The following is a 13,328-nucleotide window of genomic DNA, read 5'->3' on the forward strand; positions in this document are numbered from 1 at the left end:
GCCGCGCGAACACCGCCCGGTGGGAGGGCCGCCCGGAGGGCCGCGGGCGGGGCGGCGGAGCCCGGGACGGGGATGCCCGTGAGCCGTGGGAGACTTTCCGTCGTGAGCGCCAACCACAGCCCCGCCGGGCAGCAGCCGACAGCCACGTACGAGTCCGCCTTCCTCAAGGCGTGCAGGCGCGAGCCCGTGCCGCACACGCCCGTGTGGTTCATGCGGCAGGCCGGTCGCTCACTGCCCGAGTACCTCAAGGTGCGCGAGGGCATCCCCATGCTGGAGTCCTGCATGAGGCCCGAGCTGGTCGCCGAGATCACGCTCCAGCCGGTGCGCCGGCACCACGTGGACGCCGCGATCTACTTCAGCGACATCGTGGTCCCGCTGAAGGCCATCGGCGTCGACCTGGACATCAAGCCGGGCGTCGGCCCGGTCGTCCAGAACCCGATCCGCACCCGTGCCGACCTGGCCCAGCTGCGCGATCTGACCCCGGAGGACGTCTGGTACGTCACCGAGGCGATCGGGCTCCTGACGGCCGAACTCGGCGAGACCCCCCTCATCGGTTTCGCGGGCGCGCCTTTCACCCTCGCGAGTTACCTCGTGGAGGGCGGTCCGTCCAAGAACCACGAGCACACCAAGGCGCTGATGTACAGCGACCCACAGCTGTGGGCCGACCTGCTCGACCGTCTCGCCGAGATCACCTCCGCCTTCCTGAAGGTGCAGATCGAGGCCGGGGCGAGCGCCGTCCAGCTCTTCGACTCCTGGGTCGGCGCCCTGGCCCCCGCCGACTACCGCCGCTCCGTGATGCCCGCCTCCGCCAAGGTCTTCGACGCCGTGGCCTCGTACGGCGTGCCGCGCATCCACTTCGGCGTCGGCACCGGTGAACTGCTCGGCCTCATGGGCGAGGCCGGCGCGGACGTCGTCGGCGTCGACTGGCGCGTCCCGCTCGACGAGGCCGCCCGCCGCGTCGGCCCCGGCAAGGCGCTCCAGGGCAACCTCGACCCCGCGGTCCTGTTCGCGTCCACCGAGGCCGTCGAGACGAAGACCCGCGAGGTGCTCGACGCCGCCGCCGGCCTGGAGGGCCACGTCTTCAACCTCGGGCACGGTGTCATGCCGAGCATGGACCCGGACGCGCTGAGCCGGCTGGTGGAGTACGTCCACACGCAGACGGCAAGCTAGTGCCGCGACGGGGCGAACGTTGCCTGTCGCGGCACTAGTCCGGCTCCCGTAGCCCCGGCTCACCAACTGTGCCGCGCCTGTCTGCCGAACAGCAGGCGGCGCGGTTCGGGCGGTGGCGGGGTGCCCGGACGCAGCGGCCAGGCCAGGAGCATGCCGGCCAGGAAGCCGACGACGTGCGCCGCGTACGCCACGGTGCCCGCGGCGGGCACGGCGGCGCCGGACGAGTACGCGGCCTGGAGCACGAACCAGAAGCCCAGCACGAGCCACGCGGGCAGCCGGAGCGGCAGGAACACCAGGAACGGGACCAGGACCCAGACCCTGGCTCTCGGATACAGCACCAGATACCCGCCGAGGACCCCGGCGATCGCCCCCGAGGCGCCGATCAGCGGATCGCCCGAGTCCTCGTTGACCAGCGCGAAGCCGTACGCCGCCGCGAAACCGCACGCCACGTAGAACAGCGTGAAGCGCACATGCCCCAGCCGGTCCTCGATGTTGTTGCCGAAGATCAGTAGGAAGAGCATGTTGCCCAGCAGATGCAGCCAGCTCCCGTGCAGGAACATCGCCGTGAGCACCGACAGCGGCGGCGACTTGTCGTAGCCCCGCGGGCCCAGCAGACAGCCCGGTCCGTGCGGTCCGCCGCCGACTTCCCCGGTCGGCACCAGCCGGGGGATCCGATGATGGATCAGTTCCTGCGGCACGGCGGCGTAGTGGTCCATGAACGCGCGCAAGTGACACAGCTGCGACAGGGCGCTGTCGCCCGCCACCGATCCGGAGAGACCGGGGGTGTAGAGGAACACGAGCACATTGGCGGCGATCAGCGCGTACGTCACATAGGGCGTGCGCCGCACCGGGTTCACGTCATGGACGGGAATGACCACGAGGGACTACTGCCCCCGCTGGGCGGGGTGAATCCGGGCTCCACCGGGCTCGGCCCGGTCCGGCCGCCGGCACGGTTTCCCGCCGGACCCACTGAACACATGTGCCCCCACGGCCGTATGTCTCCTCAGCCCCCCGCGCCGCTCCGGCGGCGTGGCGCGGGTATGACGACGCGACGACGTGAAGACGTGAGGACACAGGCCATGAGCGACCGAGTTACTCCTCCGATGCACGCCCTGCCCGACGGCGAGGCGGAGATCGCGCTGGTGCTGCACCTCCCCTGGGAGGACGTCGCGGCGCTCGGCCAGGAGGCCGGACGGCTCGCGGCCCGGTTGCAGCGGCCCGTGACCCTGGACGAGGCCGTCAGCCATCGGCTGCGGTCCTCCCGGCCGGCGGCACACGCGAAGCCGGCCCAGACCGCGCCCGCGGTCACCGCGGGCGCGGTCTCCTCGGCCGGCTCGGTCTCCTCGCTGCCGCCTCGGCCGCCCGCCGAGCACGCCCGGCAGGCGATCGACCGGATCAATGGGGCGGCGGGGAACGAGTCCGCGTAGCCGTCGAGCGGGCTGTCGTCCTACGGGCGGACCGTCCGGGCGGGGCGGGAGCGCGCCGCCCAGGGTGCCCCGGACGCCGCGCCGGGAAGCGGGTGCCGGGCGTCCGCCGGGCGGGCGAGACCGTGCGGACACGCCCCGGTTCCCGTCACGGGCCCGCCCGGCGCACCTTCGCCACCGCCTTGCGGGCCGCCACCAGGACGGGGTCCCAGACAGGCGAGAACGGCGGCGCGTAGCCGAGGTCCAGCATCGTCATCTGTTCCACCGTCATGCCCGCGGTCAGCGCCACCGCCGCGATGTCCACCCGCTTCGCCGCGCCCTCCCGGCCGACGATCTGCACGCCGAGCAGCCGTCCCGTGCGGTGCTCCGCGAGCATCTTCACCGTCATGAGGGCGGCGTTCGGGTAGTAGCCCGCGCGGCTCGTCGACTCGATGGTGACGGTCTCGAACCGCAGGCCCGCCCGGTGCGCGTCCTTCTCCCGCAGTCCGGTGCGGGCGATCTCCAGATCACAGACCTTGCTCACCGCGGTGCCGACGACACCGGGGAACGTGGCGTATCCGCCGGCCACGTTGGAGCCGATGACCTGCCCGTGCTTGTTCGCGTGGGTACCCAGCGCGATGTGCCGCTCGCGTCCCGAGACCAGGTCGAGCACCTCGACGCAGTCGCCGCCCGCCCAGATGTTCTCGTGCCCGCGCACGCGCATCGCCAGGTCGGTCAGCAGCCCGCCGTGGTCGCCGAGCGGCAGCCCCGCCGCGCGGGCGAGCGTCGTCTCGGGGCGCACGCCGATACCGAGCACCACCACGTCCGCCGGGTACGTGGCGTCCTCGGTGACGACCGCGCTGACCCGCCCTTCGGCGCCGGTGAGGAACGCGGTGACCTCGGCGTCGTCGACCATGGTGATCCCGAGGCCCTCCATGGCGGTGTGCACCAGGCGGCCCATGTCCGGGTCGAGCGTGGACATGGGCTCCTTGCCGCGGTTGACCACCGTCACCTCGTACCCGCGGTTGATGAGCGCCTCGGCCATCTCCACGCCGATGTAGCCCGCGCCGACGACCACGGCCCGGCGGCCCTCGGCAGCCGTCAGCGAGTCGAGCAGGGCCTGCCCGTCGTCCAGGGTCTGCACGCCGTGCACGCCCGGCGCGTCGGCGCCCGGCAGGTCGGGGCGGACCGGACGCGCGCCGGTCGCGATCACGAGTCGGTCGTACGACGTCCACTGCTCGTCCCCGCTGCCGAGGTCCCGGGAGCGCACCCGGGCCCCCGCGACGTCGATCTCGGTGACCTCCGTACGCATCCTCAGGTCGATGGAGCGCTCCCGGTGTTCCTCGGGGGTCCGCGCGATCAGCCGGTCGCGGTCCGGGACGTCGCCGCCCACCCAGTACGGGATGCCGCACGCCGAGTACGACGTGAAGTGGCCCCGCTCGAACGCCACGATCTCCAGCTCGTCCGGACCGCGCAGCCGGCGGGCCTGTGACGCGGCGGACATTCCCGCCGCGTCACCCCCGATCACGACCAGTCGTTCCCGGGCGCCACGCCCGCCGTCGGCACCGTTCGTATCGCTCATGCTCATACGAACACGCTACGGGGGCCCGGTACTTCAGTCCTCCTCGCCGCCTTCCGCGGTTCCGCCGCGCGCGGGCGGGGCGGCCTTCGGCGCGGCCTCGCCCGCCGGAGCCGGGCCGGGAGCCGGGCGGGAAGCCGGAACCGGGACCGGGACCGCCGACGCCCGCGCGGCGGCACTCGGGGCCGGACCCGGAGCCACCGCCGGGGCCGGGCGGCGGGGCAGCCGGGGACGCACGAAACGCATCCACACCAGGGCGATCAGGCCGAGGACCACCGCGAAGGGGAGCAGCGCCCCGATCGCCAGGGCCAGCCAGCGCACCATGGTGACCAGCACGTCCCAGCCGCCCTGGAGCGCGTCCAGGAAGCCCGGGTCCTCGTCCTTCTTGGCGGCCTTCTTCACCGGGGTCTCGGACAGCGAGAGGGTGATCGTGGCCAGGCTCGTGCGGTCCTTCAGCGACGCCTGCTGGGCGAGCAGCGATTCCAGGTCGGCCTGCCGGCTGCTCAACTCCCCTTCCAGCGCCACCACATCACTGAGCTTGGTCGCCTTGTCCATCAGTTCCCGGACCCGGGTCACGCTGGCGCGCTGCGACTTGACCCGGCTCTCCACGTCCACGACCTGATCGGTGACGTCCTGTGCCTTGGCGGTCCGCTCGACGACCTTGCCGGCGCCCTCCAGGTCGGCGAGCACCTGGTCGTAGCGCTCGGTGGGCACCCGCAGGACGACGCGGGTGCGCTCGTGGCCCCTGCCGTCACGGGTGGTGGTCTCGTTGCCGACGTAGCCGCCGGCGTTCTCGGCCGTGGCCCGGGCGTCGTCCAGGGCCTTGGCCACCTCCTTGACCTCGACGGTCAGGGAAGCGGTGCGGATGATGCGGTTCACGGTCACCTTGGGCGGGGCGGCCTTGCGTCCGCCCGAGCTGTCGCTGCCGGCCGCACCTGAGTCCGCCTGCTCCGCGGGGCCGGCCTTCGCGTCTCCAGCGTCCTGCGCGTACCCCTTGTCGCTGCTGGTGCCGGCCGTGTCATCGGCGGCGCCGCATCCCGACAGCGCGAGCGTGGTGACGAGGAACATGCCGGCGAGGACCCGGGCCGGGCGGGCGGTGCGTCCTGGCGAGGCGGGTGAGACGGACGAGACGGGTGGCACGGGTCGGTCCGGACGTCCGGAGCTGCGTGTGAGCATGCGGTCTACCCCCAAGGTGGTGACGACTGACGCTTCTTCGACGCCGCGGCGGCCCGGAACGTTGGACGACTCCGGTCCCGATGCGGTCACGGTCCGGGCTCGCGCCGGACACCGGGCTCCCCGACAAAGGCGTCGGTGGTGTCTGAGAAGGTGGAGCCATGCGCGAAGAGGACACTTCTCCGGGTTCGGGACACGTCGTGGTGGTCGGCGGAGGGATCGCGGGGCTGGCAGCCGCCCACCGCCTGCTCGGGCGGGGCGCGCGCGTCACCGTCCTGGAGGCCTCCGACCGCCTGGGCGGCAAGCTGCTGGCCGGCGAGATCGCGGGCGCACGCGTCGACCTCGGCGCCGAGTCGATGCTGGCGCGCCGCCCGGAGGCCGTGGACCTCGCCCGCGAGGCGGGACTGGGCGACCGCCTCCAGCCGCCCGCCACCGCGACGGCCTCCCTGTGGACCCGCGGCACCCTGCGCCCCATGCCCAAGGGCCACGTCATGGGTGTCCCCGGCAGCGCGTCCGCCGTCGCGGACGTCCTCTCCGAAGAGGGCCTGCGCCGCATCGAGCAGGACGCCGACCTGCCCCGCACCGAGGTGGGCGAGGACATCGCCGTCGGCGAGTACGTGGCGGCGCGTGTCGGCCGCGAGGTCGTCGACCGCCTCGTGGAACCCCTCCTCGGCGGCGTGTACGCGGGCGACGCCTACCGCATCTCGCTGCGCCTGGCCGTCCCCCAGCTCTACGCCGCCGCCCGCACGCACACCTCCCTCACCGAGGCCGTCCGCGACATCCAGGCCAAGGCGGCCGCCGCCGGGCAGACCGGCCCCGTGTTCATGGGCATCGACGGCGGGGTGGGCCGGCTGCCGCTCGCCGTCGCCGGGTCGGTGACGGCACGCGGGGGCGAGATCCTCACCGGGACGCCGGTGACCGAGCTGCGCAGGACCACGGCGGCCGGGGCCGGGGAGCCCGCCCGCGCCGCCTGGCGCGTCGTCGCCGGGGACCGTGTCCTGCACGCCGACGCGGTCGTCCTGGCGCTGCCCGCCCCGGCCGCCGCCGCGCTGCTGCGGGCCGAGGCCCCGGCCGCGGCGGCCGAGCTGGCCGCCGTGGAATACGCGTCGATGGCCCTGGTGACCCTCGCCTACCGCAGCGAGGGCGTCACCCTCCCCGAAGGAAGCGGCTTCCTGGTGCCGCCGGTCGACGGGCACACCATCAAGGCGTCCACCTTCGCCTCCCGCAAGTGGGGCTGGATCGCCGACCAGGACCCCGGCCTGCTGGTCCTGCGCACCTCCGTCGGGCGGTACGGCGAGACGGAGGTGCTCGGCAGGCCCGACGCCGACCTCGTCGAGGTGTCCCGCCACGACCTGCGGGAGGCGACGGGGCTGGACGCCGAGCCGGTGGAGACCCGGGTGACCCGCTGGGACGACGGCCTGCCCCAGTACCCGGTCGGCCACCACGCGCGCGTGGCCCGCGTCCGCGAGCACGTCGCAAAGCTGCCGGGCCTCGCGGTGTGCGGCGCGGCGTACGACGGGGTCGGCATCCCGGCCTGCATCGCGTCCGCGTACGCCGCCGTCGACCGGCTCGGCGGCGACGGCGGCGGTCTCGAGGCGCTGCGGGCCGACCCGGTGCAGAGCCTGCACGGCGGCGCGGGAGAATAGCCTCATGAGTGACGACGCCCCCACCACCGAGGCCGCCAGGATCCCGAACAAGGGCAAGCTGGCCAAGGACCTGAACGAGGTCATCCGCTACACCCTGTGGTCGGTCTTCAAGCTGAAGGACGTGCTCCCCGAGGACCGGGCCGGTTACGCCGACGAGGTCCAGGAGCTGTTCGACCAGCTCGCCGCCAAGGACGTCACCGTCCGCGGCACCTACGACGTCTCGGGACTGCGCGCCGACGCCGACGTCATGATCTGGTGGCACGCCGAGACCAGTGACCAGCTCCAGGAGGCGTACAACCTCTTCCGCCGTACGAAGCTGGGCCGTGCCCTGGAGCCCGTCTGGTCGAACATGGCGCTGCACCGGCCCGCCGAGTTCAACCGCTCGCACATCCCGGCGTTCCTCGCCGACGAGACGCCCCGCGACTACATCAGCGTCTACCCCTTCGTGCGCTCCTACGACTGGTACCTGCTGCCCGACGAGGACCGCCGCCGGATGCTCGCCGACCACGGCAAGATGGCCCGCGGGTACCCCGACGTCCGCGCGAACACGGTCGCCTCGTTCTCGCTCGGCGACTACGAGTGGCTCCTCGCCTTCGAGGCCGACGAGCTCTACCGCATCGTCGACCTCATGCGCCACCTGCGCGCCTCCGAGGCCCGGATGCACGTCCGTGAAGAGGTCCCGTTCTACACCGGCCGCCGCAAGGACGTCGCCGAACTGGTCGCGGGCCTCGCCTGACCGTCCCGGCCGGGTTCGGCCGGACGGTCCCGCGAGCAGGCGGGCGCCCCTCCGGGGGACGCCCGCCTTCGGTTTTCCCGGAGCCGGTCAGTGTGCCCGGGCCACCGGTTCCCGGTGCGGTGCGCACCCCGCGTTCCGCCCGGGGAGCCGGCCCTCCAGCAGATAGGCGTCCAGATAGCCGTTGACGCAGGTGTTGGGGCCGCCCGCGATCCCATGGGTGCCGGCACCGTTCTCGGTCACCAGCACCGAGCCCCACAGCCGTCGCTGCAACTCCTTGGCACCCTCGTACGGCGTCGCCGCGTCCCGCTCGGCGGCGAGGATCAGCGTCGGCGGCAGCTCCCCGGGCAGCGTCCGTACGTCGAGCGGCTTCTGCCGGGGCGCGGACCAGTACGCGCACGGCAGGTTCATCCACACGTTGTCCCAGGTCTCGAACGGGGCGACCCGCGCGAGACGGGTGTTGTCGCGGTCCCAGGTGCGCCAGTCGGTCGGCCAGGGCGCGTCGTTGCACTCCACGGCCGTGTAGACCGCGTTGCCGTTCTCCTGCTCGGCGGCGGCCTCCGGATGCGGTCCCGCCAGCTGGATCAGCGGCTTCGGGTCGCCCTTCAGATAGGCGGACAGCGCCAGCGCGCGCTGCGGCCAGTAGTCGTCGAAGTACCCGGCCTGGAGGAACGCGCCCTGAAGCTGGGCGGGCCCCACCGTGCCGCCCGCGGGGGAGGCGGCGAGCCGGGCCCGCGCCTTCTCGTAGGAGCGCCGTACCTCCTCGGACGTGCGGCCCAGCTTGTACACCGTGTCGTGCCGGGCCATCCACGCGCGGAAGTCGGCCCAGCGGGTCTCGAACGCGGCCGACTGGTCGAGGTTGTTGCCGTACCAGACCTTCTCGGGGGCGGGGTTCACCGCCGAGTCGAAGACCATACGGCGTACGTGCGAGGGGAACAGCGTCGCGTACAGGGCACCGAAGTAGGTCCCGTACGAGGCACCCATGAACGTCAGCTTCCGCTCGCCGAGCGCGGCCCGCAGCACGTCCAGGTCACGGGCGTTGTTGAGCGAGGTGTAGTGGCGCAGGGCGGAGCCCGAACGCCGGGCGCAGCCGCGGGCGTACGCCTTCGCCTCCGCGATCCGTGCCTTCTTGAACGACTCCGAGGGGACCGCCGGGGCCTGGAGGAGCGGCTTCGGCGGGTGCTTGGGGTCCCGGCAGGACAGCGGCGCCGACCGGTCGACACCGCGCGGGGCGTAGCCGACGAGGTCGTAGGCGCCTCCGATCCGCTTCCACGCGGGCAGCATGCCGATCAGCGGGAAGTACACGCCGGAGGCGCCGGGACCGCCGGGGTTGTACACGAGAGCGCCCTGGCGCGGCACCTTGTGCCTCGCGTTGTGCGGATCCTTGCCGGTGGCCTTCACCCGGCTGACGGTCAGTCTGATCCGTTTGCCGTCGGGGAGCGCGTAGTCGAGGGGCACCGTGACCGTGCCGCACTGGAGGCCGGACGGCAGGTGTTCCTCCTTGGGGCACTTGCCGAAGCGGATGCCCGCGGCGGCGGCGCGCTGGGCGGCGACGGCGGTGCCGCGCGTCTCGGCGGAAACGAGCGGGTCCGGCCAGGCCGGCGCGCCGTCCGCCGGAGCGGCGACGAGGCCGGTCAGCAGCAGGGACCCCGCGGTTCCGTGGAGGACGGCAGTTCTCATCGCGAAATCCCTTCGGCGCACGGCAGCGACAGAAGGGATGCTTCGGCCGGCGGCCGGCGAAGTAAAGCACCGCCCGCCGGTGTCGGCGCCAATGACCCCGATGCGCCCCCCCGGGAGCGCCCCCTCCCGTCAGGAGGTCTCGCGGTCGCGGTGTGTCAGGGCCGCGCGCAGTTCCGGCTCGCCGATCGCGCGGATGCCGCGTACGGCGACGGAAGTGAGGTACGTACGGTCGTCGCCGGACGCGTCGGCGTGCCTGGCCAGGGTGCCGAGCAGCCGCTGTCCGGCCGGGGAGGCCCAGCGGGTGCAGGGGTGCACCTCGATCCGGGCTATGGCGAGACAGCTCAGCGTCAGGATGAGCGGAAGCAGGAACCAGACGGCCACCGGCACGTCGCTGCCCGGAGCCTGGCCCGGCAGCAGCAGGGCCACCACGCCCAGCGCGAGGACCGCGGCCGCGGCGGCCCGGACCTGGCGGACGGCACTCGCGACGGAGGTGCGGGCCCCGTCGGGGACGGCGAGGCCGGCCGCGACCAGGCGGTCCGCGAGACGGCGTACCGAGTCGGCGGCGGCGGTGGCCGCCCGCACGGGTGCTATCCGGGACTGGCCCTCGGGTCCGATGGCCCTGATGACCGAGCGCTCCATGTCGTCGCGCCCGCGCGGGTCGACGACCGTGGCCCAGCCGGTGTGCGCGAGCAGCAGGCGACGCTGGCGGGCCATCGACACCAGGGTCAGGTCGGCCACCCGGGCCGGTCCGCCGGACAGGAACGCGGCCTCGTACAGCGTGAGGTCGTGCCCGCGCGCGGCGTCGGCGTCGAGGGACGCGGTGTGGACCGCGGCCAGACACAGCCGGGTGCAGGAGACGCCGGCCGCCAGCCAGGCGAGGAACAGGAGAAGGACCCAGAACATGGCGTGTTTCTATGCGATGTGGCCGGTGGCGTCATGTTCCACTCACGATGTGGGACGCAGCCGTTCCCGGTATGTGACGTTCCGTTTGCCGCGGACCTCGGCGAATCGGCGCCCCACGTGCCCAACTCGTATGAGTCGGGCCGCTCTTGAGGAACAGACCCCTCGCGGACGGCCCGACCTGGTCGTTCAGGAGGTCGGGGAGGGATGGGGGCGCGTGGCGGCCGGAGGGAGCGGGTAGCCCGAGGACGGGGTCACCGGGAGGGGTGACGACGGGGACGGGACCGGGCCGGGCGGTGCGGGGGAGCGGGTGAGCGGCGGCGGGCTCGCGGTGGCCGCGTCCTCGGCGAGCGCGTCGAAGTCCACGTATCCGGTCGCTTCCAGGACCTTGATGTGGTCGAGCACGGTGGTGTTCGCGTCGTCGGCGAGATCCCGTACGAGCGAGTTCCGGGTGTTCGCGCGGACCTGCGCGACCATGGCGAACACCTTGCCGTGCGCCGCGCGCAGGATGTTCGCGAAATCCTGGTCGTACCGCGTGCCGTGCGCCGCGCTGAGCGTGGACAGCCACTGACGCTGCTGCGGACTGGGCTGGCTGGGCAGTTCCAGGCTGAGCCGCGCGGCGACGCTGCGGACACGGGCGTCGAGGAACGTGTGCCCCTCGATGAGGTGCTGTCCGGCCGTCCGTACGGCCTGGGTGGTGCCGCGCTCCTGGGCCTGCTGGCCGGCGGGCAGCTCCCACAGACCGGCCAGCCGGACCCTGGTGACGAAGTCCCGGTCCAGGGCGGACAGCGGACCGTAGGGGGTCGGCACGGTCTGGGAGTTCAGGGTGTCCAGGCCGGTCCCGGCACGGTCCGCGTACGACCAGATCGGAAAGGCCAGCGCGACGAAGGTCGCCAGCAGCGCGGCGACGATGAGCCCTGTTCCGCTGACGAGTCCGGTGCGGTTGTCGGATCGCATGGTGCCTCCTGTTGCGGCACCGCACGCTAATGCGCTTCGGGTGCGGGTTGGCATGCTACTGGGGGCTCTACGCCAACTGCCGTACACGAAGAACGGATCGGACTGAGGGGGGAAGGCGCCGATTGCGGTGGTTCGCGCGTACTCCAGAACAGCTTGAAGCGGTTGAAACGGGGCGCACACATGACCTTCACAAGCGGAGGTGTTACTCCGGGCACACTCCGCGGGTGAGGTGTGTCGGGTGCCCGGGCCAGGCGGCGCGCCGTGGCCGGTGGCGCGCGGCTGTGTGCCGGGCGGGTTCCCGCCCGGCACGCCCGCTCAACGCCGGAGCAGCACCCGGCGGGTGGCCCGGGCCAGCCGGGCCGCGGGCCGCCCGGACAGCGGGGCCGGACCCGATCGTTCCAGCCACCAGTCGCGCAGCCGCCGCGTGTCCGCGCCTTCCGGGAGTCCCGTGAGCAGCAGGTGCTCGGCGAAGTCCAGGGCGTCCCGGCGGTAGCCGCCGGTCATCGGACGCCGCTGCGCGTACGCGAGGAACGCCGACCGGTAGGCGTCGGCCAGGATCGCCGGCAGCTCCGGGGCCACCTTCGCCACGACGTCCGCCCGCTTGGCGGCGAGGGCGCGCGCCTGTACCCCGAGGCGGACGCGGTCGAAGCCCTCGGGGGCGGGGGTCCCGGCGACGAGCGAGGACAGCAGGGCGGCCTGCGCCAGCGCCACCCGCTGACGACGGGCGTCGTCGGTGCCGGCGCGTGAACCCGGTGCGGCCTGCTCGTCCGGTCCGCCCGCACCGCCCTGCTCGTCCGGTGCGGCCTCGGTGTCACCCGGTGTCCGGGACGCGGGCGTGGTGATCGCGGGAGGGGGCGACGAGGTGCCCGGGCTCCGCGTCGGCTCCGTTTCCGCCCCCGCCTCCCCGGCGGCCGCCGGAGAGGCGGCCCGGCAGCCCGCCAAGGCCACCGCACCCCGCTCCGCCGCCCGGGCCGCGGCCTTCGTCGTCTCTCGCATCTCCCGCGTCTCCCGCGCCCCTGGGGTCCCCCGGGTCGCGGCTTTTGCCGTCTCCAGCGTTCCCCGGATCGCGGTCAGCTCCCGCTCCAGTCCGGCCGGGTCGGGGAAGTTCTCGTCGCGTTCGAGGAGGACCCCCGGCGGGGTCACCCGGGACGCGAGGTCGGCGAGGATGTCGAGCACGGGCCGCGTGACGGGATGGGCGTGGCTGTCGTGCCATACGCCGTCACGCTCGAAGCCCCCGGCGACGTGGACGTAGGCGATCGCCTCGACGGGCAGTTCGTCGAGCGCCTCGGCGGGGTCCTCGCCACGGTTGACGTGGTTGGTGTGGAGGTTGGCCACGTCGATGAGCAGCCGGACGCCGGTGCGGTCGACCAGGTCGTAGAGGAACTGGCCCTCGGTCATCTCCTCGCCGGGCCAGGAGATCAGCGCGGCGATGTTCTCCACGGCGAGCGGGACGGGCAGCGCGGCCTGAGCGGCGCGGACGTTCTCGCACAGGACGTGCAGCGCGTCCCGGGTGCGGGGAACGGGCAGCAGGTGCCCGGCCTCCAGCAGTGGCGACGCGGTGAGCGGGCCGCCCGCCCGGACGAACGCGATGTGTTCCGTGACGAGGGGCGAGCCCAGTGCCTCGGCGCGTTCCGCGAGCGCGGTGAGCCGCGCCTCGTCGGGCCGGTCGGCGCCGCCGAGGCCCAGGGAGACGCCGTGCGGCACCACCGTGATCCCCCGCTCGCGCAGCCGCAGCAGCGACTCGGGGAGATGACCGGGGCACACGTTCTCCGCCACGGCCTCGACCCAGTCGATGCCGGCCATGTTCTCCACGGCCTCGGCGATCTCCGGCCTCCACCCGATGCCCGTACCCAGCCGCCCCGGCTCCCTCATGTCCCCTCCTCCGTCGCGGCCTCGGCCGCGCCCCGCCCCTACGTCGCTCCCCACGACGGCCGGTGCACCGGCGTGACCAGGTCATGGCCCCGGGGGCCGGGACCGAACCCCCCGGGGCGGACGTTCAGAGCAACATTTGAGGTTTCGCGGTTTCGTGCCCGGCGTCTCCGGGGTCACGCGGATGCGCGGCGAACGACCGCCCCGCGGGGGGCACG

11 protein-coding genes are annotated in these 13,328 nt (G+C 73.5%); 4 read left to right on the plus strand and 7 right to left on the minus strand.

The genetic code is table 11. From position 1 onward, the window contains the following. Window positions 1–102: 102 nt before the first annotated feature. A complete protein-coding gene (gene hemE / locus OG410_RS31150) occupies window positions 103–1,170 on the plus strand; it encodes a uroporphyrinogen decarboxylase (protein ID WP_329302128.1) in 1,068 nt (355 codons plus the stop codon). A gap of 59 nt (window positions 1,171–1,229) precedes the next feature. Here hemE and OG410_RS31155 read toward each other — a convergent pair whose 3' ends face one another. Further along, on the minus strand, window positions 1,230–2,048 hold the full coding sequence (locus OG410_RS31155) for a rhomboid family intramembrane serine protease (RefSeq protein WP_329302129.1): 819 nt from the start codon (window positions 2,046–2,048) through the stop codon (window positions 1,230–1,232). Window positions 2,049–2,249: 201 nt separating this feature from the next. Between OG410_RS31155 and OG410_RS31160 the strand changes: the two genes are divergently transcribed. Further along, window positions 2,250–2,597, plus strand: coding sequence for a hypothetical protein (locus OG410_RS31160; RefSeq protein ID WP_329302130.1), 348 nt, complete (start codon window positions 2,250–2,252; stop codon window positions 2,595–2,597). Window positions 2,598–2,742: 145 nt separating this feature from the next. On the opposite strand, the gene OG410_RS31165 is transcribed toward OG410_RS31160, so the two are convergent. Both OG410_RS31165 and OG410_RS31170 read right to left on the minus strand, forming a co-directional pair. Further along, window positions 2,743–4,161, minus strand: a complete 1,419-nt coding sequence (locus OG410_RS31165; protein ID WP_329302131.1) for an FAD-dependent oxidoreductase — start codon at window positions 4,159–4,161, stop codon at window positions 2,743–2,745. Window positions 4,162–4,188: 27 nt separating this feature from the next. Further along, window positions 4,189–5,220, minus strand: a complete 1,032-nt coding sequence (locus OG410_RS31170; RefSeq protein ID WP_329304303.1) for a DUF4349 domain-containing protein — start codon at window positions 5,218–5,220, stop codon at window positions 4,189–4,191. Window positions 5,221–5,486: 266 nt separating this feature from the next. On the opposite strand from OG410_RS31170, the gene hemG reads away from it, so the two are divergent. Both hemG and hemQ read left to right on the plus strand, forming a co-directional pair. Next, the gene (gene hemG, locus OG410_RS31175; RefSeq protein WP_329302132.1) at window positions 5,487–6,971 is read left to right on the plus strand and encodes a protoporphyrinogen oxidase; all 1,485 of its coding nucleotides are present in this window, start codon (window positions 5,487–5,489) and stop codon (window positions 6,969–6,971) included. A 4-nt stretch (window positions 6,972–6,975) separates the two neighbouring features. Next, entirely contained in the window at window positions 6,976–7,707 is a 732-nt protein-coding gene (gene hemQ / locus OG410_RS31180; RefSeq protein WP_326784959.1) for a hydrogen peroxide-dependent heme synthase, read from the plus strand. A gap of 87 nt (window positions 7,708–7,794) precedes the next feature. Here hemQ and OG410_RS31185 read toward each other — a convergent pair whose 3' ends face one another. The 4 genes from OG410_RS31185 to OG410_RS31200 all read right to left on the minus strand — a co-directional run bounded on the left by OG410_RS31185 (window position 7,795) and on the right by OG410_RS31200 (window position 13,113). Then, the gene (locus OG410_RS31185) at window positions 7,795–9,384 is read right to left on the minus strand and encodes an alpha/beta hydrolase (protein WP_329302133.1); all 1,590 of its coding nucleotides are present in this window, start codon (window positions 9,382–9,384) and stop codon (window positions 7,795–7,797) included. A 129-nt stretch (window positions 9,385–9,513) separates the two neighbouring features. Then, complete coding sequence (locus tag OG410_RS31190; RefSeq protein ID WP_329302134.1) at window positions 9,514–10,287, minus strand: TIGR04222 domain-containing membrane protein; 774 nt, start codon at window positions 10,285–10,287, stop codon at window positions 9,514–9,516. Between the two features lie 186 nt (window positions 10,288–10,473). Continuing rightward, window positions 10,474–11,241: a DUF4142 domain-containing protein gene (locus tag OG410_RS31195; protein WP_329302135.1), complete on the minus strand. Its 768-nt coding sequence runs from the start codon at window positions 11,239–11,241 to the stop codon at window positions 10,474–10,476. Between the two features lie 315 nt (window positions 11,242–11,556). Beyond that, window positions 11,557–13,113, minus strand: coding sequence for a DUF692 domain-containing protein (locus tag OG410_RS31200; protein WP_329302136.1), 1,557 nt, complete (start codon window positions 13,111–13,113; stop codon window positions 11,557–11,559). Window positions 13,114–13,328 lie beyond the last annotated feature (215 nt).

Origin of the sequence: Streptomyces sp. NBC_00659 (genome assembly GCF_036226925.1) — a bacterium.
In the GTDB taxonomy this organism is placed as follows: Bacteria; Actinomycetota; Actinomycetes; order Streptomycetales; family Streptomycetaceae; genus Streptomyces.

What these genes read in the sequence shown, in the direction of transcription:
- hemQ (WP_326784959.1), top strand. Translation starts at nt 6,976, where the DNA reads ATGAGTGACGACGCCCCCACCACCGAGGCCGCCAGGATCCCGAACAAG.
- OG410_RS31185 (WP_329302133.1), bottom strand. Translation starts at nt 9,384, where the DNA reads ATGAGAACTGCCGTCCTCCACGGAACCGCGGGGTCCCTGCTGCTGACC.
- OG410_RS31170 (WP_329304303.1), bottom strand. Translation starts at nt 5,220, where the DNA reads ATGTTCCTCGTCACCACGCTCGCGCTGTCGGGATGCGGCGCCGCCGAT.
- OG410_RS31195 (WP_329302135.1), bottom strand. Translation starts at nt 11,241, where the DNA reads ATGCGATCCGACAACCGCACCGGACTCGTCAGCGGAACAGGGCTCATC.
- hemG (WP_329302132.1), top strand. Translation starts at nt 5,487, where the DNA reads ATGCGCGAAGAGGACACTTCTCCGGGTTCGGGACACGTCGTGGTGGTC.
- OG410_RS31190 (WP_329302134.1), bottom strand. Translation starts at nt 10,287, where the DNA reads ATGTTCTGGGTCCTTCTCCTGTTCCTCGCCTGGCTGGCGGCCGGCGTC.
- OG410_RS31160 (WP_329302130.1), top strand. Translation starts at nt 2,250, where the DNA reads ATGAGCGACCGAGTTACTCCTCCGATGCACGCCCTGCCCGACGGCGAG.
- OG410_RS31200 (WP_329302136.1), bottom strand. Translation starts at nt 13,113, where the DNA reads ATGAGGGAGCCGGGGCGGCTGGGTACGGGCATCGGGTGGAGGCCGGAG.
- OG410_RS31165 (WP_329302131.1), bottom strand. Translation starts at nt 4,161, where the DNA reads ATGAGCATGAGCGATACGAACGGTGCCGACGGCGGGCGTGGCGCCCGG.